General features: G+C 61.0%; 14 protein-coding genes and 1 riboswitch. Of the genes, 13 read left to right on the top strand and 1 reads right to left on the bottom strand.

The window, feature by feature from the left end; genetic code table 11:
* Positions 1 to 51 precede the first annotated feature (51 nt).
* The 8 genes from AAC126_RS03490 to AAC126_RS03455 all read left to right on the top strand — a co-directional run bounded on the left by AAC126_RS03490 (position 52) and on the right by AAC126_RS03455 (position 8,392).
* Positions 52 to 753 carry an RlmE family RNA methyltransferase gene (locus AAC126_RS03490; RefSeq protein ID WP_339850116.1) on the top strand — a complete coding sequence of 234 codons (702 nt, stop codon included), beginning with the start codon at positions 52 to 54 and terminating at the stop codon, positions 751 to 753.
* Positions 731 to 1,147, top strand: coding sequence for a GNAT family N-acetyltransferase (locus AAC126_RS03485; protein ID WP_339850114.1), 417 nt, complete (start codon positions 731 to 733; stop codon positions 1,145 to 1,147). Before AAC126_RS03490 ends, AAC126_RS03485 begins: the two co-directional genes overlap by 23 nt.
* A gap of 71 nt (positions 1,148 to 1,218) precedes the next feature.
* The gene (locus tag AAC126_RS03480; RefSeq protein WP_339850113.1) at positions 1,219 to 1,785 is read left to right on the top strand and encodes an NAD(P)H-dependent oxidoreductase; all 567 of its coding nucleotides are present in this window, start codon (positions 1,219 to 1,221) and stop codon (positions 1,783 to 1,785) included.
* A gap of 123 nt (positions 1,786 to 1,908) precedes the next feature.
* Complete coding sequence (gene guaB, locus AAC126_RS03475; RefSeq protein WP_339850112.1) at positions 1,909 to 3,369, top strand: IMP dehydrogenase; 1,461 nt, start codon at positions 1,909 to 1,911, stop codon at positions 3,367 to 3,369.
* Positions 3,370 to 3,408: 39 nt separating this feature from the next.
* The gene (locus AAC126_RS03470) at positions 3,409 to 4,782 is read left to right on the top strand and encodes an RsmB/NOP family class I SAM-dependent RNA methyltransferase (RefSeq protein WP_339850110.1); all 1,374 of its coding nucleotides are present in this window, start codon (positions 3,409 to 3,411) and stop codon (positions 4,780 to 4,782) included.
* Between the two features lie 92 nt (positions 4,783 to 4,874).
* Positions 4,875 to 5,453, top strand: a complete 579-nt coding sequence (locus tag AAC126_RS03465) for a GNAT family N-acetyltransferase (protein ID WP_339850109.1) — start codon at positions 4,875 to 4,877, stop codon at positions 5,451 to 5,453.
* Between the two features lie 188 nt (positions 5,454 to 5,641).
* Positions 5,642 to 7,192: a glutamine-hydrolyzing GMP synthase gene (gene guaA / locus AAC126_RS03460; protein WP_339850107.1), complete on the top strand. Its 1,551-nt coding sequence runs from the start codon at positions 5,642 to 5,644 to the stop codon at positions 7,190 to 7,192.
* Positions 7,193 to 7,375: 183 nt separating this feature from the next.
* Positions 7,376 to 8,392 carry an acyltransferase gene (locus tag AAC126_RS03455; protein WP_339850144.1) on the top strand — a complete coding sequence of 339 codons (1,017 nt, stop codon included), beginning with the start codon at positions 7,376 to 7,378 and terminating at the stop codon, positions 8,390 to 8,392.
* 14 nt (positions 8,393 to 8,406) lie between these two features.
* Here AAC126_RS03455 and AAC126_RS03450 read toward each other — a convergent pair whose 3' ends face one another.
* Complete coding sequence (locus AAC126_RS03450; RefSeq protein ID WP_339850104.1) at positions 8,407 to 9,309, bottom strand: helix-turn-helix domain-containing protein; 903 nt, start codon at positions 9,307 to 9,309, stop codon at positions 8,407 to 8,409.
* A gap of 145 nt (positions 9,310 to 9,454) precedes the next feature.
* Here AAC126_RS03450 and AAC126_RS03445 point away from each other — a divergent pair, with 145 nt between their 5' ends.
* From AAC126_RS03445 to metA, 5 genes are all read left to right on the top strand, one after another.
* Positions 9,455 to 10,663 (top strand): FAD-dependent monooxygenase, encoded by a 1,209-nt coding sequence (locus tag AAC126_RS03445; RefSeq protein ID WP_339850102.1) that lies wholly within the window; start codon positions 9,455 to 9,457, stop codon positions 10,661 to 10,663.
* Between the two features lie 17 nt (positions 10,664 to 10,680).
* Positions 10,681 to 11,523 (top strand): intradiol ring-cleavage dioxygenase, encoded by an 843-nt coding sequence (locus AAC126_RS03440; RefSeq protein ID WP_339850099.1) that lies wholly within the window; start codon positions 10,681 to 10,683, stop codon positions 11,521 to 11,523.
* A gap of 75 nt (positions 11,524 to 11,598) precedes the next feature.
* On the top strand, positions 11,599 to 12,549 hold the full coding sequence (locus tag AAC126_RS03435; protein WP_339850098.1) for a 1-phosphofructokinase family hexose kinase: 951 nt from the start codon (positions 11,599 to 11,601) through the stop codon (positions 12,547 to 12,549).
* 206 nt (positions 12,550 to 12,755) lie between these two features.
* Positions 12,756 to 13,691 carry a DMT family transporter gene (locus tag AAC126_RS03430; protein WP_339850095.1) on the top strand — a complete coding sequence of 312 codons (936 nt, stop codon included), beginning with the start codon at positions 12,756 to 12,758 and terminating at the stop codon, positions 13,689 to 13,691.
* 123 nt (positions 13,692 to 13,814) lie between these two features.
* Positions 13,815 to 13,921: riboswitch (SAM-I-IV-variant riboswitch) on the top strand.
* A 54-nt stretch (positions 13,922 to 13,975) separates the two neighbouring features.
* The gene (gene metA, locus AAC126_RS03425; protein WP_339850093.1) at positions 13,976 to 14,917 is read left to right on the top strand and encodes a homoserine O-succinyltransferase; all 942 of its coding nucleotides are present in this window, start codon (positions 13,976 to 13,978) and stop codon (positions 14,915 to 14,917) included.
* The last annotated feature ends 39 nt before the right edge of the window (positions 14,918 to 14,956 follow it).

The raw sequence follows: 14,956 nt of genomic DNA, 5'->3' as shown, positions 1-14,956 counted from the left end.
ATGACAACCAATCGCGGCGGACGGCGCGGCGGGCGAGGCTCTGGGTCACGGATGACCAGCGTCGAGCTCAAGAATGCGCGCCGGCATAAACCATCATCTCAACGCTGGCTGCGCCGGCAACTTAACGACCCTTATGTGGTTGAGGCGCAGAAGCTTGGCTATCGCTCCCGCGCGGCTTTCAAGTTGCAGCAGCTCGACGAAAAGTTCCGTTTCCTGAAGTCGGGCCAGAAAGTCGTCGATCTCGGCGCGGCGCCGGGTGGATGGACCCAGATCGCGGTTGATATCGTCGGGGCCGGGAAGGGTAAGGGTACCGTCATCGGCATTGATCTGCTGGAGATGGAGCCTGTGCCGGGCGCGGACCTGTTCCAGGGCGACTTCATGACCGATGAAGGTCTGGCGGCCCTGCGGCAGCGGATGCCGGAGCAGGTCGATGTCGTGCTGAGCGATATGGCCGCTTCCACCACGGGGCATGCGCCGACGGACCATCTGCGCACCGCCGCGCTCTGCGAAGCGGCGTTCGAGTTTGCACTTGAGGTGCTGGCCGAGGGCGGTAGTTTTGTCGCCAAGGTCTTCAAGGGCGGCAGCGAACAGGAAATGCTGCGGCGAATGAAGCTGGCCTTCCGGGTTGTCAGGCACGCGAAACCGGCGGCCAGCAGGCCTGAATCACCGGAAGCCTATGTGGTTTGCACCGGTTTCAGGGGGCTGGCCGAGGATAGCCGGGATGAGGCCGATGACGCAGGATCTGACACTTAAGGTCGAGGAAGGCCTGACCGACGGCCTCGATGAAATCGACGGGCGGCTGGTTGCCTTCAATCGGGAGCGGTCAGACTGGAACAGCCGGTATTTCACGGTGGAGCTTCGGGACGCGGCCGGAGCGATCAGGGGTGGTGCCGGTGCGCGGAACAATCTTGGTGTCATAGAAGTTTCCGTGCTCTGGCTCGACGAGGATTTGCGCGGCACTGGCTGGGGCAGGAACATCGTTGAAGCGATCGCGAAGGAAGGCCGCCGTCTCAAGGCATCCAGAATCCTTCTCGATACCTATGATTTTCAGGCTCGGTCCTTTTATGAAGCCCTGGGGTTTCATGTGTTCGGGACACTGGACTATCCGACGGGTAACAGCCGTTACTATTTGGTCCGGGACCTGTAAGGCGCCTCTTGAGTGATGCGCCGTTCGCTCCATCTCCTTCACGTCAAACACCTCATTACGGAAATCATCACATGAGCAATTCGAAGATCCTCGTTTTCTCCGGCAGCGCGCGTGCGGAATCCCTGAACAAGAAACTGGCGGCGGCTGGTGCCGCTGCCGTGCGCAGGGCGGGGGGCGAGGCTACCCTGATCGATCTCAACGATTATCCGGCGCCGATCTATCATGGTGACGACGAAGACGCTCACGGTGTTCCCGAGAACATTCTTGCCCTCAAGAAGCTGATTTCCGAGCATGACGGATTGATGATCGCGACACCGGAATATAACGGCTTCGTGCCACCGCTTCTGGTCAATACCTTCAGCTGGGTTTCCCGTCCGAAAAAGGATGGCGGGGCGGACAATGTCCTGATGTCCAAACATGTCGCGGTGATGGCGGCGTCCCCGGGCCGACTCGGTGGCGTGCGCGTTGTACCGCGGCTGCGGGATTGCCTGTGCGAACTCGGCTGCGTCCCGGTTCAGGGTTTCGTGACAGTGCCGGGCGCGGGCAGTGCTTTTGCGGCTGACGGAAATCTGGCGGATGAAGCCGGCCAAAAAGGGCTGGATGCGCTTGCTTCCCGGCTCGTTCAGGCTGCCGGATAGGGCGTTGCGGGCTACCTTGCATGGCAGCTTTGCTAAAACGTAACGGAAGCGCCGGCACTTCGTGCTTGGCAGGTGGCAGGGCTGGTGTTATAGCGCCGTGCCACCGCAGCAAACGGAGGCACCATGGATATCCGCGAAGCATTGACCTTCGACGACGTCCTTCTTGAACCGGCCCTTTCGTCGGTTCTCCCGGCACAGGTCGATACGTCCACACAACTCACCCGTTCGATCCGTCTCGGGATCCCAGTGATCTCCGCAGCCATGGATACCGTCACCGAAAGCGGCCTTGCCATCGGCATGGCACAGCTCGGCGGCCTCGGCGTCATTCACAAGAATATGGACGCGGCGGCCCAGGCCAATGAAGTCCGGACCGTGAAGAAATTCGAGGCCGGAATGGTGGTGAACCCGGTTACCATCTCGCCGGAACAAAGCCTGGCCGACGCCATGGGTGTGATGAGCCGCTTCAAGATCAGCGGCATTCCCGTGGTGAAGTCCAGGACCGGCAAGCTGGTCGGTATCCTGACCCACCGTGACGTGCGCTTCGCGACGGACATGAGCCAGCCGGTCAAGGATCTGATGACCAAGGAGGTCATCACGGTGCGCGAGGATGTGACGCCGGAACAGGCGCGGGCGCTGCTGCACACGCACCGGATCGAAAAGCTGCTGGTGGTGGATGGCGATCACAAGTGCATCGGCCTGATCACCGTCAAGGACATGGACAAGGCACAAACCCATCCGAATGCCTGCAAGGACGAGCAGGGCCGCCTCCGGGTCGCTGCCGCGACCGGCACGGGCAAGGATGGCATCGCGCGGGCCGAGGCCTTGATCGATGCCGAGGTGGACATCATCGTTGTCGATACGGCGCACGGCCATTCCCAGGGCGTGCTCGCTTCCGTCGAAGAGATCCGTAATCTCAGCAACAAGACCCAGATCATTGCCGGCAACGTCGCCACGCGGGACGGGGCGCAGGCCCTGATCGACGCCGGCGCCGACGCTGTGAAAGTCGGCATCGGTCCGGGCTCGATCTGCACCACGCGCATGGTGGCTGGCGTCGGCGTTCCGCAGCTGACCGCGATCACCGGCGCGCTGGAAGCCTGCCACAAGGCCGGTGTTCCGGTCATCTCCGATGGCGGGATCAAATATTCCGGCGATCTGGCCAAGGCCATCGCGGCCGGTGCCGATTGCGCCATGATCGGCTCGCTCTTTGCCGGGACCGATGAAAGCCCGGGAGAAGTCTATCTTTATCAGGGCCGTTCCTATAAAGCCTACCGCGGCATGGGCTCCCTCGGCGCCATGGCGCGCGGCTCGGCTGACCGGTATTTCCAGGAAGAAGTATCGGACAATCTGAAGCTGGTTCCGGAAGGGATCGAGGGCCAGGTGCCGTATAAGGGGCCTGTTTCCGCTGTTGTCCATCAGCTGATCGGCGGGCTTCGGGCCGCGATGGGCTATACTGGCAACGGAACGGTCAAGGCGATGCAGGAGAACTGCAAGTTCCTGAAAATCAGCAATGCCGGTCTTCGGGAAAGCCACGTCCATGACGTGACCATCACCCGCGAGGCGCCCAACTATCGCCCGAGCATGTAAGCAAGCCCGGCCCAACAGCCGGCTAACGAAAGCAGCATTATGACCCCAGCGGCCCGTCTCCTTGCCGCAATCGAGATCATGGAAGAAGCCGACGCGGATCCGCGTCCGGTCGATCGTGTTCTTGAAGGCTATTTCCGGCAACGGCGTTATGCGGGGTCGAAGGACCGGCATGCGGTCCGCAACCGGGTGTATGGATTGCTCCGGCGCCGGTCGCGGGTCGACTGGCATCTTGGCCGGACCGGAGTCTCCGAACATCCGACTGCGCGCATGCGGGTTCTGGCCGATCTGGTTCTCGTCGACGAATTGACGAGTGCCGCGATCGCGGAGCTGTTTTCCGGTGAAAATCACGCGCCCTATGTGATGGACGAGCTGGAACTGCGGCTGCTGTCGAAGCTGAAGGGGCAGATCCTGAACAGTGCTCCGGACATGCCGGCGGCCGTGCGTCTGGAAACACCCGACTGGGTCTACCGCCGGCTTGAGCCGGTGCTTGGCGACGAGCGGGAAGCCGCGCTTGCCGCCATGGGAACCGAAGCGCCATTCGATCTCAGGATCAACCCGCTGCAAAAGGCGGACAGGGACTCGGTCCGGGAGTCACTCTACAAGCAGGATATCGAATGCACTCCGACACCTTTTTCGCCCTTCGGCCTGCGCTCCGCGGATCGCAAGCCGATTGACGGGCTGAAACTGTTCAAGGAAGGCCTGATCGAGGTGCAGGACGAAGGCGCGCAGATCGCGGCCCTGCTGCTCGGCGCGAAGCCGGGCATGCAGGTGGCGGATTATTGCGCCGGTGCCGGTGGCAAGAGCCTGGTGATCGGCGGGCTGATGGAGAACAAGGGCCGTGTGCTTGCGCTCGACATCTCGGAAGGCCGGCTGGAACGCTGTGGCGTCCGCACCCGCCGCGCCGGTCTGCACAATATCGAACGGCATGTTCTGGCCGAGGGCAGTGACCGACGGGTGAAACGGCTCGCCGGGAAGTTTGACCGGGTGATGGTGGATGCGCCCTGTTCCGGCACGGGAACCTGGCGCCGCAATCCGGATGCCCGCTGGCGCTATAACGAGACGGACCTTGCCGAACTGAACGCGTTGCAGGCCGTGATCCTGCAGCGTGCGGCCCGTCTGGTGAAGCCGGGCGGACGGCTTGCCTATGTGACCTGCTCGCTGTTGCCGGAAGAGAACGAGGCAATTGTTGACGCTTTCCTCGAAGCGCGGGAAGGCGAGTTCCAGGCACTGGATATCGCGACGGTCTGGGCCGCGACGGTCTCCGAGCTTGGCGGCGGCGACTGTCCGGGTGAAGGCACCGCACTGCGGCTCTATCCGCACAAGCACGATACGGACGGTTTCTTCGTGCAGGTCCTGGAGCGCCGTGCGCTGGAAGAAGCAGATACGGAAACGGGCAAGGATACGGCTGAGTAAAGCCCGGATGTTCCCGCTGCGCCGTTTCAGCGTTTAAACGGCGCAGTCTCTCCATTATCATGATCCGGATGCATTCCGTTGAGAGGAAAGCAATGCCGGATCCGAGAGATATCAAGATACGTCCTGTCCAGCCCAAGGACGCGTCCCCGATTGCCAGAGTGCAGGTCGATACCTGGCAGGATGCCTATGTCGGGATCCTGCCGGACCGGGTTTTGCTGGAGTTGCGCGCGGTCCGCTCGGCGGGGCAATGGTCGAATGCCATCGCCAAGAACCGGCATGCCGAGCTGTTCCAGGTCGCCGACTGGAATGGTGAGGTCGTGGGTTTCTGCCAGGGCGGTGCACGCCGGCAGGATATTGTCGCCTTAGGGGACGAAGCCGGCGACATTGCCGAGATCTATGTCCTCTATGTGGATCCGAGCTTTCAGGGACTTGGTGTCGGGACGGCCCTGATGGGACGGGTCGTGCACGGACTGGCCGCTGCCGGTTTTGGCTCTCTCGTCCTGACGGTCCTGAGTGAAAACCGGGGCGGTGTTGCGTTTTACGAGAAGCTGGGCGGTATCGCCGATGCTCCCGTCGAATGCAGTGTGATGGGGGCGAAGACCGAAGAGACGGTCTATCGCTGGCCGGATATACGCGTCCTTCAGGAACGGCTCGCGAGTGCGGAAGGGTAGCCGCACCTGTTATTGATAAGATGGGCCGGTCAGGAATCGGCTTAATCCCTTCCGCTGACAGGGCGTGAATTTCAAGCCGGAGACCGCGCCCCTTCAGGCTGGCCGCTGCCGTGCCAAGCAGCCTTGCCGCAATGCAACAGTTCGGGTAGTTTCCTGCGCTTCATTCCCGCCCAGCCAAATGGTGCCCGATGACCGATCGTATTCTCATTCTCGATTTCGGCAGTCAGGTCACACAGCTGATCGCGCGCCGTGTCCGCGAAGCTGGTGTCTATTGCGAAATCATGCCCTTCAACACACCGGTCGAGAAGATCGAGGCGTTCGGGGCCAAGGCCTATATCCTCTCGGGCGGACCGGCCTCCGTGGTCGCCGAGGAAACGCCAAGGGCGCCGCAGCTCGTTTTCGACTCGGGCCTTCCGGTTCTGGGCATTTGCTACGGCCAGCAGACCATGTGCCACCAGCTTGGCGGGCGTGTCGAGACCTCCGACCATCGCGAGTTCGGACGCGCCTTTGTCGACGTGAAGGACAATTGCATCCTGTTCGACGGGGTATGGGAGATCGGCGCCAGCGAGCAGGTCTGGATGAGCCATGGCGACCGGGTGATCGCGCTGCCGGAAGGCTTCCGGGTTGTCGCTTCCAGCGAGGGTGCTCCCTTCGCTGTCGTGGCCGATGATGAGCGCCGCTACTACGCCACCATGTTCCATCCGGAAGTGGTGCATACGCCGCACGGCGCCGCACTGCTCTCCAACTTCGTGCACAAGGTGGCGGGCTGCGCCGGCGACTGGACCATGGCGTCGTTCAAGGACCAGGCGATCCAGCAGATCCGCGATCAGGTCGGCGACGGCAAGGTCATCTGCGGCCTGTCCGGCGGGGTCGACAGCTCCGTCGCCGCCGTGCTGATCCACGAGGCCATCGGCGATCAGCTCACCTGCGTCTTTGTCGACCACGGCATGCTGCGCCAGGGTGAAGCGGAAGAGGTCGTGCGGCTGTTTGGCGACAATTACAACATCCCGCTGATCCACAAGGATGCGAGCGATCTGTTCCTCGGCGCGCTGGCTGGCGAGACCGATCCGGAGAAGAAGCGCAAGACCATCGGCTCGCTTTTCATCGACGTATTCCAGGAAGAGGCGAACAAGATCGAGGGCGCCGCGTTCCTGGCCCAGGGTACGCTGTATCCTGATGTGATTGAGAGCGTTTCCTTCATCGGCGGCCCGAGCGTCACCATCAAGAGCCATCACAATGTCGGCGGCCTGCCGGAACGGATGAACCTGAAGCTGGTCGAGCCGCTGCGCGAGCTGTTCAAGGACGAGGTCCGCGATCTCGGCCGCGAACTCGGCCTGCCGGAAACCCTGGTCGGCCGCCACCCGTTCCCCGGCCCGGGCCTCGCCATCCGCATTCCGGGCAGCGACATTACCCGCGAGAAGCTCGATATCCTGCGCAAGGCTGACGCGGTCTATCTGGAAGAGATCCGCAATGCCGGCCTTTACGACGCCATCTGGCAGGCCTTCGCCGTGCTGCTCCCGGTCCGCACCGTCGGCGTCATGGGCGATGGCCGGACCTACGACTTCGCCTGCGCCCTCCGCGCCGTCACCTCGACCGACGGCATGACGGCGGACTACTACCATTTCGACCACGACTTCCTCAGCCGGGTCTCCACCCGCATCATCAATGAGTGCAAAGGCATCAACCGGGTGACCTACGACATCACCTCGAAGCCTCCGGGGACGATCGAGTGGGAATGAGGTTCTAACGGCTTAGGTTATATGGGCATTTGTCAGGCGCGGTTGCGCCTGACTGGAGCACTAATGACTGAATGAGGCTTCACCGGGCTTCCTGAACAGGCACGCAAATAGCTTGTCTCTGAGATCGCCGCGCGGTTTCCTTATTATTTTTATGTCGCTTAAGACGTGAGGCAGATTTTGTCAGTGAAGAAAAACTGCTTTGACGAAATCAGACTTACCTTAGCCATTATCGTTTTCTTCAGTCATGCGCAGGAAATATCCGGCGCGTTCATGTGGCCTGATATTTTCGATTTTAATTTCGCAATAAAAGGCTTCTTCGCAATAAGCGGGTATCTGGTCACGAAAAGCTATTTTTCCAGCGCGTCCGTTTATGACTTTTTTGAAAAAAGAGTAAGGCGGATTTATCCGGCATATAGTGCCGTGATTGGATATGGGTTCCTGATCGGTCTTGCCATTACGTCCCTGAGTTTCGGGGAGTTTTTCACGTCCTCCTCCACCTACAAATATCTGTTCTTCAATTTGATCTTCCTGAATTTTTTGCAGCCGACCATTCCCGGAGTTTTCGAGGGGTGGACTATCAGTGCGGTCAATGGGGCTCTCTGGACGATCAAGATAGAGATCATGCTCTACCTGCTGATTCCCCTGATCGTCTTTCTCTATCGAAAGATCGGAATGTTCACTGGGTTCTGCCTGATGTTCGCGGGCGGGGTGTTGTGGTTTACCTGTTTCACTTATGGCTTCGACCATCCGATGGGGGTGGTTCTGGCGCGGCAGTTTCCCGGGCAGCTTCCGTACTTTGTGATGGGGAGCTTTCTTGCCGCGAAGGAGTTCCGGCCCGGGGTTCGGTATGCGTTGTTTCTGGTGAGCGCGGTTTATCTGCTGCTCGATGTGCCGCCGGGGATTTCCGATTATGCGAACATGGTTATGTATCCGCTGTTCGTCATAGGCCTGTCGCAAATCGGCGTGCTGAGTGTCGGGGTTGGCAGGATCGGGGATTTATCCTACGGGGTGTACCTGTTCCATTTTCCGACATTGCAGCTTCTAAAGTATTTCGGACTGTTTGAGCTGTATCCGTACGGCACCCTGATCGCAGGTGCTTTCATCACGCTTGGTCTGGCATATGTGTCCTGGATTTTCGTCGAGAGAAAATTCCTGAGGCGCTCCTCGCACTATGTGCATGAAAGCCATTCACGGACATAAGGATCCGCGCCGGGTCATGCGGTTTCGTTGTCGCCGAGCGCATGGCGTGCACGGCGCCGGAAGCCTGCCGGTGTCTCGCCGGTACGTACCGTGAAGAAGCGGGAAAAGTACGACGGTGAGGAGAAATCCAGTGCATAGGCGATTTCGGCGACCGGGTGATCGCTGAAGACCAGCCGGCGTTTGGCTTCCAGAAGGATCCTGTCCTGAATGATTTCGCCCGCGGTGCATCCGGTCACGGCTTTCACGGTGCGGGAGAGATGCGTCGGGGTGACGGACATCATGGCGGCGTATGCGGTAACCGATCTGGCGGCGGGCATGTGCTGATCGAGTAATTCCTGAAAGCACTGCACCAGACGGCTGCCCCGGCTGGCTCCGGTGGGCTCGGTGTCCGGAGCGTCTGAAAGTCCCCGGTAGAGGCCGAGTAAAAGCAACTGGAACAGAGCTTCCAGAGCCAGGCCGCGATCCATGCCGTGGCGCTGGTGTTCCTCTTCGATCCTGCGCACCAGACGCTGCATTTCGGCCAGGAGGGGCGCGTGTTCTTCTCCCAGTAAGACCTGCGGTTTCTGGACTTTTTCCCGCAGCCATGGCCGCCCTTCCGTCAGCCGGGCGACGTCGGTGCCCGGTATCGTAATCACCCATCCCAGCATTTCCGGCTCGTAATCGAAGCCGTGACGGCACAGAGCCGGGGCCCAGACCAGCGCGGGGCTGGGCAGTGAGGCGTGACGGTCATCGATCTGCCCCGTGACATGTCCCCTGCCAAACAGGAAGAGTTGAGATAGTCCCTCGTGATAATGCGGGGCGACGCTCCAGTTGTGGATATGGCGGCGCTCGGCGATCCTCTCGCAATTCAGCAGGCCGACATGAGCGGACGCGGAGCCCAGGACATATTGGTGCCGGTCGAGAGGGGCATCATTCATGGCGCGCCTGAAATATTGAGATAGTGCAATTTATTGTCACGAGAGTGGCTTGATCCTGTCCGGGGTGAGCCTGATTCTCGAAGAAATTTATCTCGGCGAAGAATCCGGTGAAATTGAATAATGAAAATAGAGAGGGGAGGATGTGATGCATATTGGCATTGCGGGAGCAGGGATTGGCGGTTTGACCGCCGCCCTTTGTCTGCACGAACGGGGCTTCTCTGTCCGTGTCTATGAGGCGGTTGACGCGATAAGTCCCCTGGGCGTCGGCATCAATGTCATGCCGCACGCCTCGGCAATCTTGCGGGATTTGGGGCTGGCGGAGGTGCTGGATGCAACCGCCATTCAAACCCGCTGCATCGAATACCGGACCAGATACGGCCATCTGATCCAGTCAGACCCGCGCAACATGGCGGCGGGTTTTGCCGCCCCGCAATATTCTGTCCATCGGGGCGAGCTGCAATTCCTGCTGCTGGATGCGGTGAAAGAGCGCCTGGGCGGCAATGCCGTGATCACCGGAAAGAAGGTGTCTGGCTTCTCGCAGGATGAGGCGGTGGTGACGGTGCATTTCGCGGATGGTGACAGCGCCGAATGCGATCTGCTGATCGGGGCCGATGGTCTGCATTCGGCGATCCGGGCACAGATACATCCGGATGAAGGGCCGCTGCATTACGAGGGAACGATGATGTGGCGCGGGGCGGTGGACACGGACATGATCGGCGATGGCCGGACGATGATGATCGCCGGGGATCATAACGTGAAGTTCGTCTCCTATCCGATCAGCGAGCAGGCCCGGCGGCAGGGGAAATCCCTCACCAATTGGGTGGCGGAGTTGCGCCGCGACCAGCCACGCCATGTTCAGGATGCGGACTGGACCCGGCAGGGAACACGGGAATTCATCGAGGCATTCAGGGAATTTGCGCTGGCGGACATGAATGTCGCCGCCGTCATGGAGGCGACGGAACAGGTAACCGAGTTTCCGATGGTCGACCGTGATCCGGTCGGTTTCTGGACTGTTGGGCGGGTTTCCTTGCTGGGCGATGCAGCGCATCCGATGTATCCGATCGGCGCCAATGGCGCCTCCCAGGCGATAATCGACGCGCGTACTCTCGCGGATATAGTGGCTCAACAACCTGGCCCGGACGGTCTGCTCGTCTATGAGGAACTGCGGTGCCCCGTAACCTCGAAACTGGTTCTGACCAACCGCCGCTCGGGCCCCGAAAGAGTGCTGGATATTGCCGCCGCACGGGTAACGGGTCCTGATGACAGGATCGAGGATCTGATTTCGGCGGAAGAGCTGGAAGAGGTGGCCGCCGGGTATCGCGCGATCGCAGGCTTTCGCAAGACGGCGCCGTGAGACGGGAGGAAGAGGGTATGACCGGCTATTTTACCGAACAGGCTTCCGCCGAGGCGGTGAATGATCGCATGGGCGAGGATATCAATCCCAGGCTCGCCGAGGTCATGGGGTGTCTGGTGAAGCATCTGCACGCTTTCGCAAAGGAAGTGGATCTCACGCAGGAAGAATGGGAGTTCGGCATCGATTTCCTGACCCGGACGGGCCAGCTCTGCTCCGGTGAACGGCAGGAATTCATCCTGCTGTCCGACACGCTCGGATTTTCCATGCTCGTTGATGCGATTAACAACCGCCGTCCGGCCGGGGCGACGGAGAGTACGGTCTTCGGGCCGTTCCATGTGGATGGCGCACCGGTCCGGCAGATGGGGGAGAGCATCTGTCTTGATGGTAAAGGGGAGCAATGCCTGTTCGAGGGGCGCGTTCTCGATCTTGAGGGGCGGCCGATTGCGGGCGCGAAACTCGATGTCTGGTCGGACAATGCGGATGGTTTCTACGATGTGCAGCAGCCGGAGCAGCAACCCCAATGGAACAACAGAGGGATTTTCATCACCGGTGAGGACGGCGCCTACAGCTTCGTCGGTATAAAGCCTGTCTCCTACCCGATTCCGGATGATGGTCCCGTCGGAAAAATGCTCGATGCGCTGGGACGGCATCCTTTCCGGCCCGCGCACATGCATTTCCTGGTGACGGCACCGGGATACCGCAAGCTGGTGACCCACACATTCGTCGACGGGGATTCCTATCTGTCGTCCGATGCGGTGTTCGGCGTGAAGCAGAGCCTTTTGGCGTCTTTCGAACGGATGGATGGAGGGGTTGCCTGGCGGTCCCGCTTTGACTTCGTTCTTGCGCCATCCGGAGAGTGAATTCGACCGTCCTGCCGGAGCCCGCGCTATGCTGGCGGAATAACGTCAGCATGTGATGGATCCGGGAGTGTTTTCGTGACGGACGGCATACTTACTCTGACCATGAACCCCGCGGTTGATGTATCGGCCGTGACCGACACTGTGGTGCCGACCGATAAGCTCCGTTGCCGCGATGCCAGCCGCAGTCCCGGTGGCGGCGGAATCAATGTCGCCCGTGTCGTTGACCGTTTAGGCGGCGCCTGCCGGGCAGTCTATCCGGCCGGGGGCGCGATCGGACAGCAGCTCCGGGAATTACTGCGGGCGCAGTCTGTCGAGACGATCGCCATCGACGTTGCCACCGAAACGCGGGAGAGCTTTTCCGTGACGGAGGCGCGCAGCGGCGGGCAATATCGCTTCGTTCTCCCGGGCGAGGCACTCACACAAGCGGAGTGGCGGGCCTGTGTCGATGCGGTCGTGGCTCATGTCAAACCGCAGCATTACGTCGTCGCGAGTGGCAGCCTGCCGCTGGGCGTACCGGATGATTTTTACGCAATCCTCTCTGAAAGCCTCGCCGGCCGTGGCGTCCGGCTTGCGGTCGATAGTTCGGGCCCCGCGTTGGAAGAGGCACTCCGCCATGGCATCTATCTGGCCAAACCCAACCTGCAGGAATTGCGCTATCTGACCGGCGCACCGCTGGAACGGCGTCCGGACTGGGAGGAGGCCGCGACCGAGTTGGTCCGGTCGGGCGGAGCCGAGATCGCTCTGCTGACCCTGGGAGAGGCGGGCGCGTTCCTGGCATCCCGCGACCTTCGCATGCGCGCGGATGCGGTGCCGGTGAAAGCCGCCAGCGCCGTGGGCGCCGGGGACAGCTTCCTGGCCGCGATGATCTGGCGGCTGGCATCGGGCGACGCGCCGGAAGTGGCGTTCAGATATGCCGTCGCGGCCGGCTCGGCCGCGCTGCTGACGCCGGGCACGGATCTTTGCCACAGAGCGGATGTGGAGCGGCTGCTCGGCGGTGTTCGGACGGAACGGCTGGAGATCGGGTAACCAGCCGCCTGTACGATCCGATTGGTCGCATAATGCCGATCAAATATACATGAGCCACAAGCGATTGCGTTGGCACTTGAGGAGCCGCGGCGGTTATACGAGGGGACTTCCTTCGCTGCTTGTCCGGTATCTTCCTGATTCCGGCATTTTTCCTAACCAACGTAAATTCCGTGTGCTTCCTCTCGAGCAGCCCGGACATTGAGTGCATGATGGTCACAAGCCCTGCCAACCCCTCCAGCGATGCCGAGCATCCGCATATAGGCATCGCTTTCGGCATGCTGGCGGCCGTCATTTGGGGCGGCTTTCTTGTGGTGTCGAGGCATGGGGTCGTGCTTGGCCTGGAAGCGGTGGACATCGCTTTTCTCCGCTATGTATCGGCAGCGCTGGTGATGTTGCCGATCTTGCTGCGCCAGCCGGGGCGGGGGGAGTTGATAGGGCTTGGCTGGTTCAAGCCGTTGATGCTTGCCATGCTTGCGGGGCCACTCTTTCTGATCGTTGGTGCCAGCGGGTTTTATTTCGCGCCGGCGGCACATGCGGCGGTTATCCAGCCGGGCGGCATGACGGTGACCAGTGTCTGCTTTGCCGCGATTCTGTTCGGTGAACGGCTGACCCCGGCCAAGCTGGCTGGCCTCGCGCTGCTCGTCATCGGCTTGGCGGCAATTGCCGGGCCTGGTCTGTTCTCGGGACAGTCAGAAGCATGGAAGGGCGATATCCTGTTCGCCACCGCAGGCACGATGTTTGCCGGGTTTACGATCCTGGTGCGGCGCTGGCGGATCAGCGCCTGGACCTCGACCGCCATTGTCGCCGTTCTCTCCGGTTTTCTTTTCGGGCCGCTTTATCTTTTGATCTGGGGGCCGGAACGCCTGCTGGAAACACCGCTCACGGCAATCATCGAGCAAATCGTCGTGCAGGGAATTCTGTCTGCCGTGGTTGCTCTTTTTGCCTTTGCCCGTGCGGTCCATCATCTCGGACCTGGCCGGGCGTCGTTCTTTCCGGCAATGGCGCCCTCCATGGCAATCCTGATCGCCATACCGGTGCTCGGTGAATTGCCGAGTGCTCTGCAATGGGCCGGGCTCGGGTTCGCCACGCTGGGCCTGGTTATCGCGCTGCGCCGTCCGGCACGGCTTGCCCCCGGGGTTTGATTTTCGGACTTCTTGTCCGTCCGCGCTCTCGTCAGGTGAAGCGGGTTGCCCCGCCTTCCGCAGTGCGCCGTGGTTTGGCGCGCGGCGACAGATTGCCAAACGCGCCCGGTTCGATTAAAAAACACTCTGCATCAAGAGTTGAGCCGACGCTCAACGCCAACCTGCTCCCCGAGCAAGGTGGCGCTCCGCTTCTGGAAGATGTGGCCGAACCGGCAACTAAACGGGTCTCGCCATAACGTCTGCTCTACTCTGCTCGATGCGTTGAAATAGCAGGGGACGTTTAAATGCCGATCAAGATTCCGAACGATCTTCCAGCCTTCGCCGCGCTTGAAGCCGAGGGCGTTATGGTCATGCGCGAGGCGGACGCCATCCGCCAGGACGTGCGGCCTCTCAAGATCGGTTTGTTGAATCTGATGCCGGACAAGATCCGGACCGAGACCCAGATCGCCCGTCTGCTTGGCGCCAGTCCGCTGCAGGTGGAGCTGACCCTGATCAAAATGACGGATCATGTCTCCCGCAACACCTCGCAGGAACACATGATTTCCTTCTACCAGCCCTGGAGCGAGGTCAGCGCGGAGAAGTTTGACGGGCTCGTCGTCACCGGCGCGCCTGTAGAGCAGATGGATTTCGCCGAGGTGTCCTACTGGGACGAGCTGTGCCGTATCTTCGACTGGACCAGGACTCATGTGCATTCCAGCTTCATGATCTGCTGGGGCGCGCAGGCGGCGATCAATTATTTCCACGGCGTGCCGAAATATCTGCTGCCGAAGAAGGCATTCGGGGTCTACCGGCATCGCAATCTCGCACCGGCATCGCCATTTCTGCGCGGCTTTTCCGACGATTTCTCGGTCCCGGTTTCCCGCTGGACGGAGGTGCGCGGGGCGGATCTTCCTGAAGGCGCCGGGCTGACGGTACTGATGGACTCGCCGGAAATGGGGCCGAGCCTGATCGAAGACCGAACCCATAACGGGCTCTATATGTTCAATCACCTGGAATATGATTCGGACACGCTCGGTGAGGAATATTTCCGCGATCTCGAGCGTGGAGAGAGGCCTGCGGTGCCGCACGACTATTTCCCGGAGAACAATCCGGAGCGGCGTCCGCTCAATCGCTGGCGCAGCCATGCGCATCTGCTTTTCGCGAACTGGATCAACGAGATCTATCAGACGACGCCGTTCGACCTGTCACTGATCGGAGCGGAGAGCGATCCGGAATCGACGGGGTAATGCTGCCGGATGCGCCATGCGGGAAGGCCCCGGTTTCAG

Origin of the sequence: uncultured Nisaea sp. (genome assembly GCF_963974195.1) — a bacterium.
In the GTDB taxonomy this organism is placed as follows: Bacteria; Pseudomonadota; Alphaproteobacteria; order Thalassobaculales; family Thalassobaculaceae; genus Nisaea.
The sequence above is the reverse complement of the archived record's forward strand: the minus strand, read 5'-3'. Positions and strand labels throughout refer to the sequence as shown.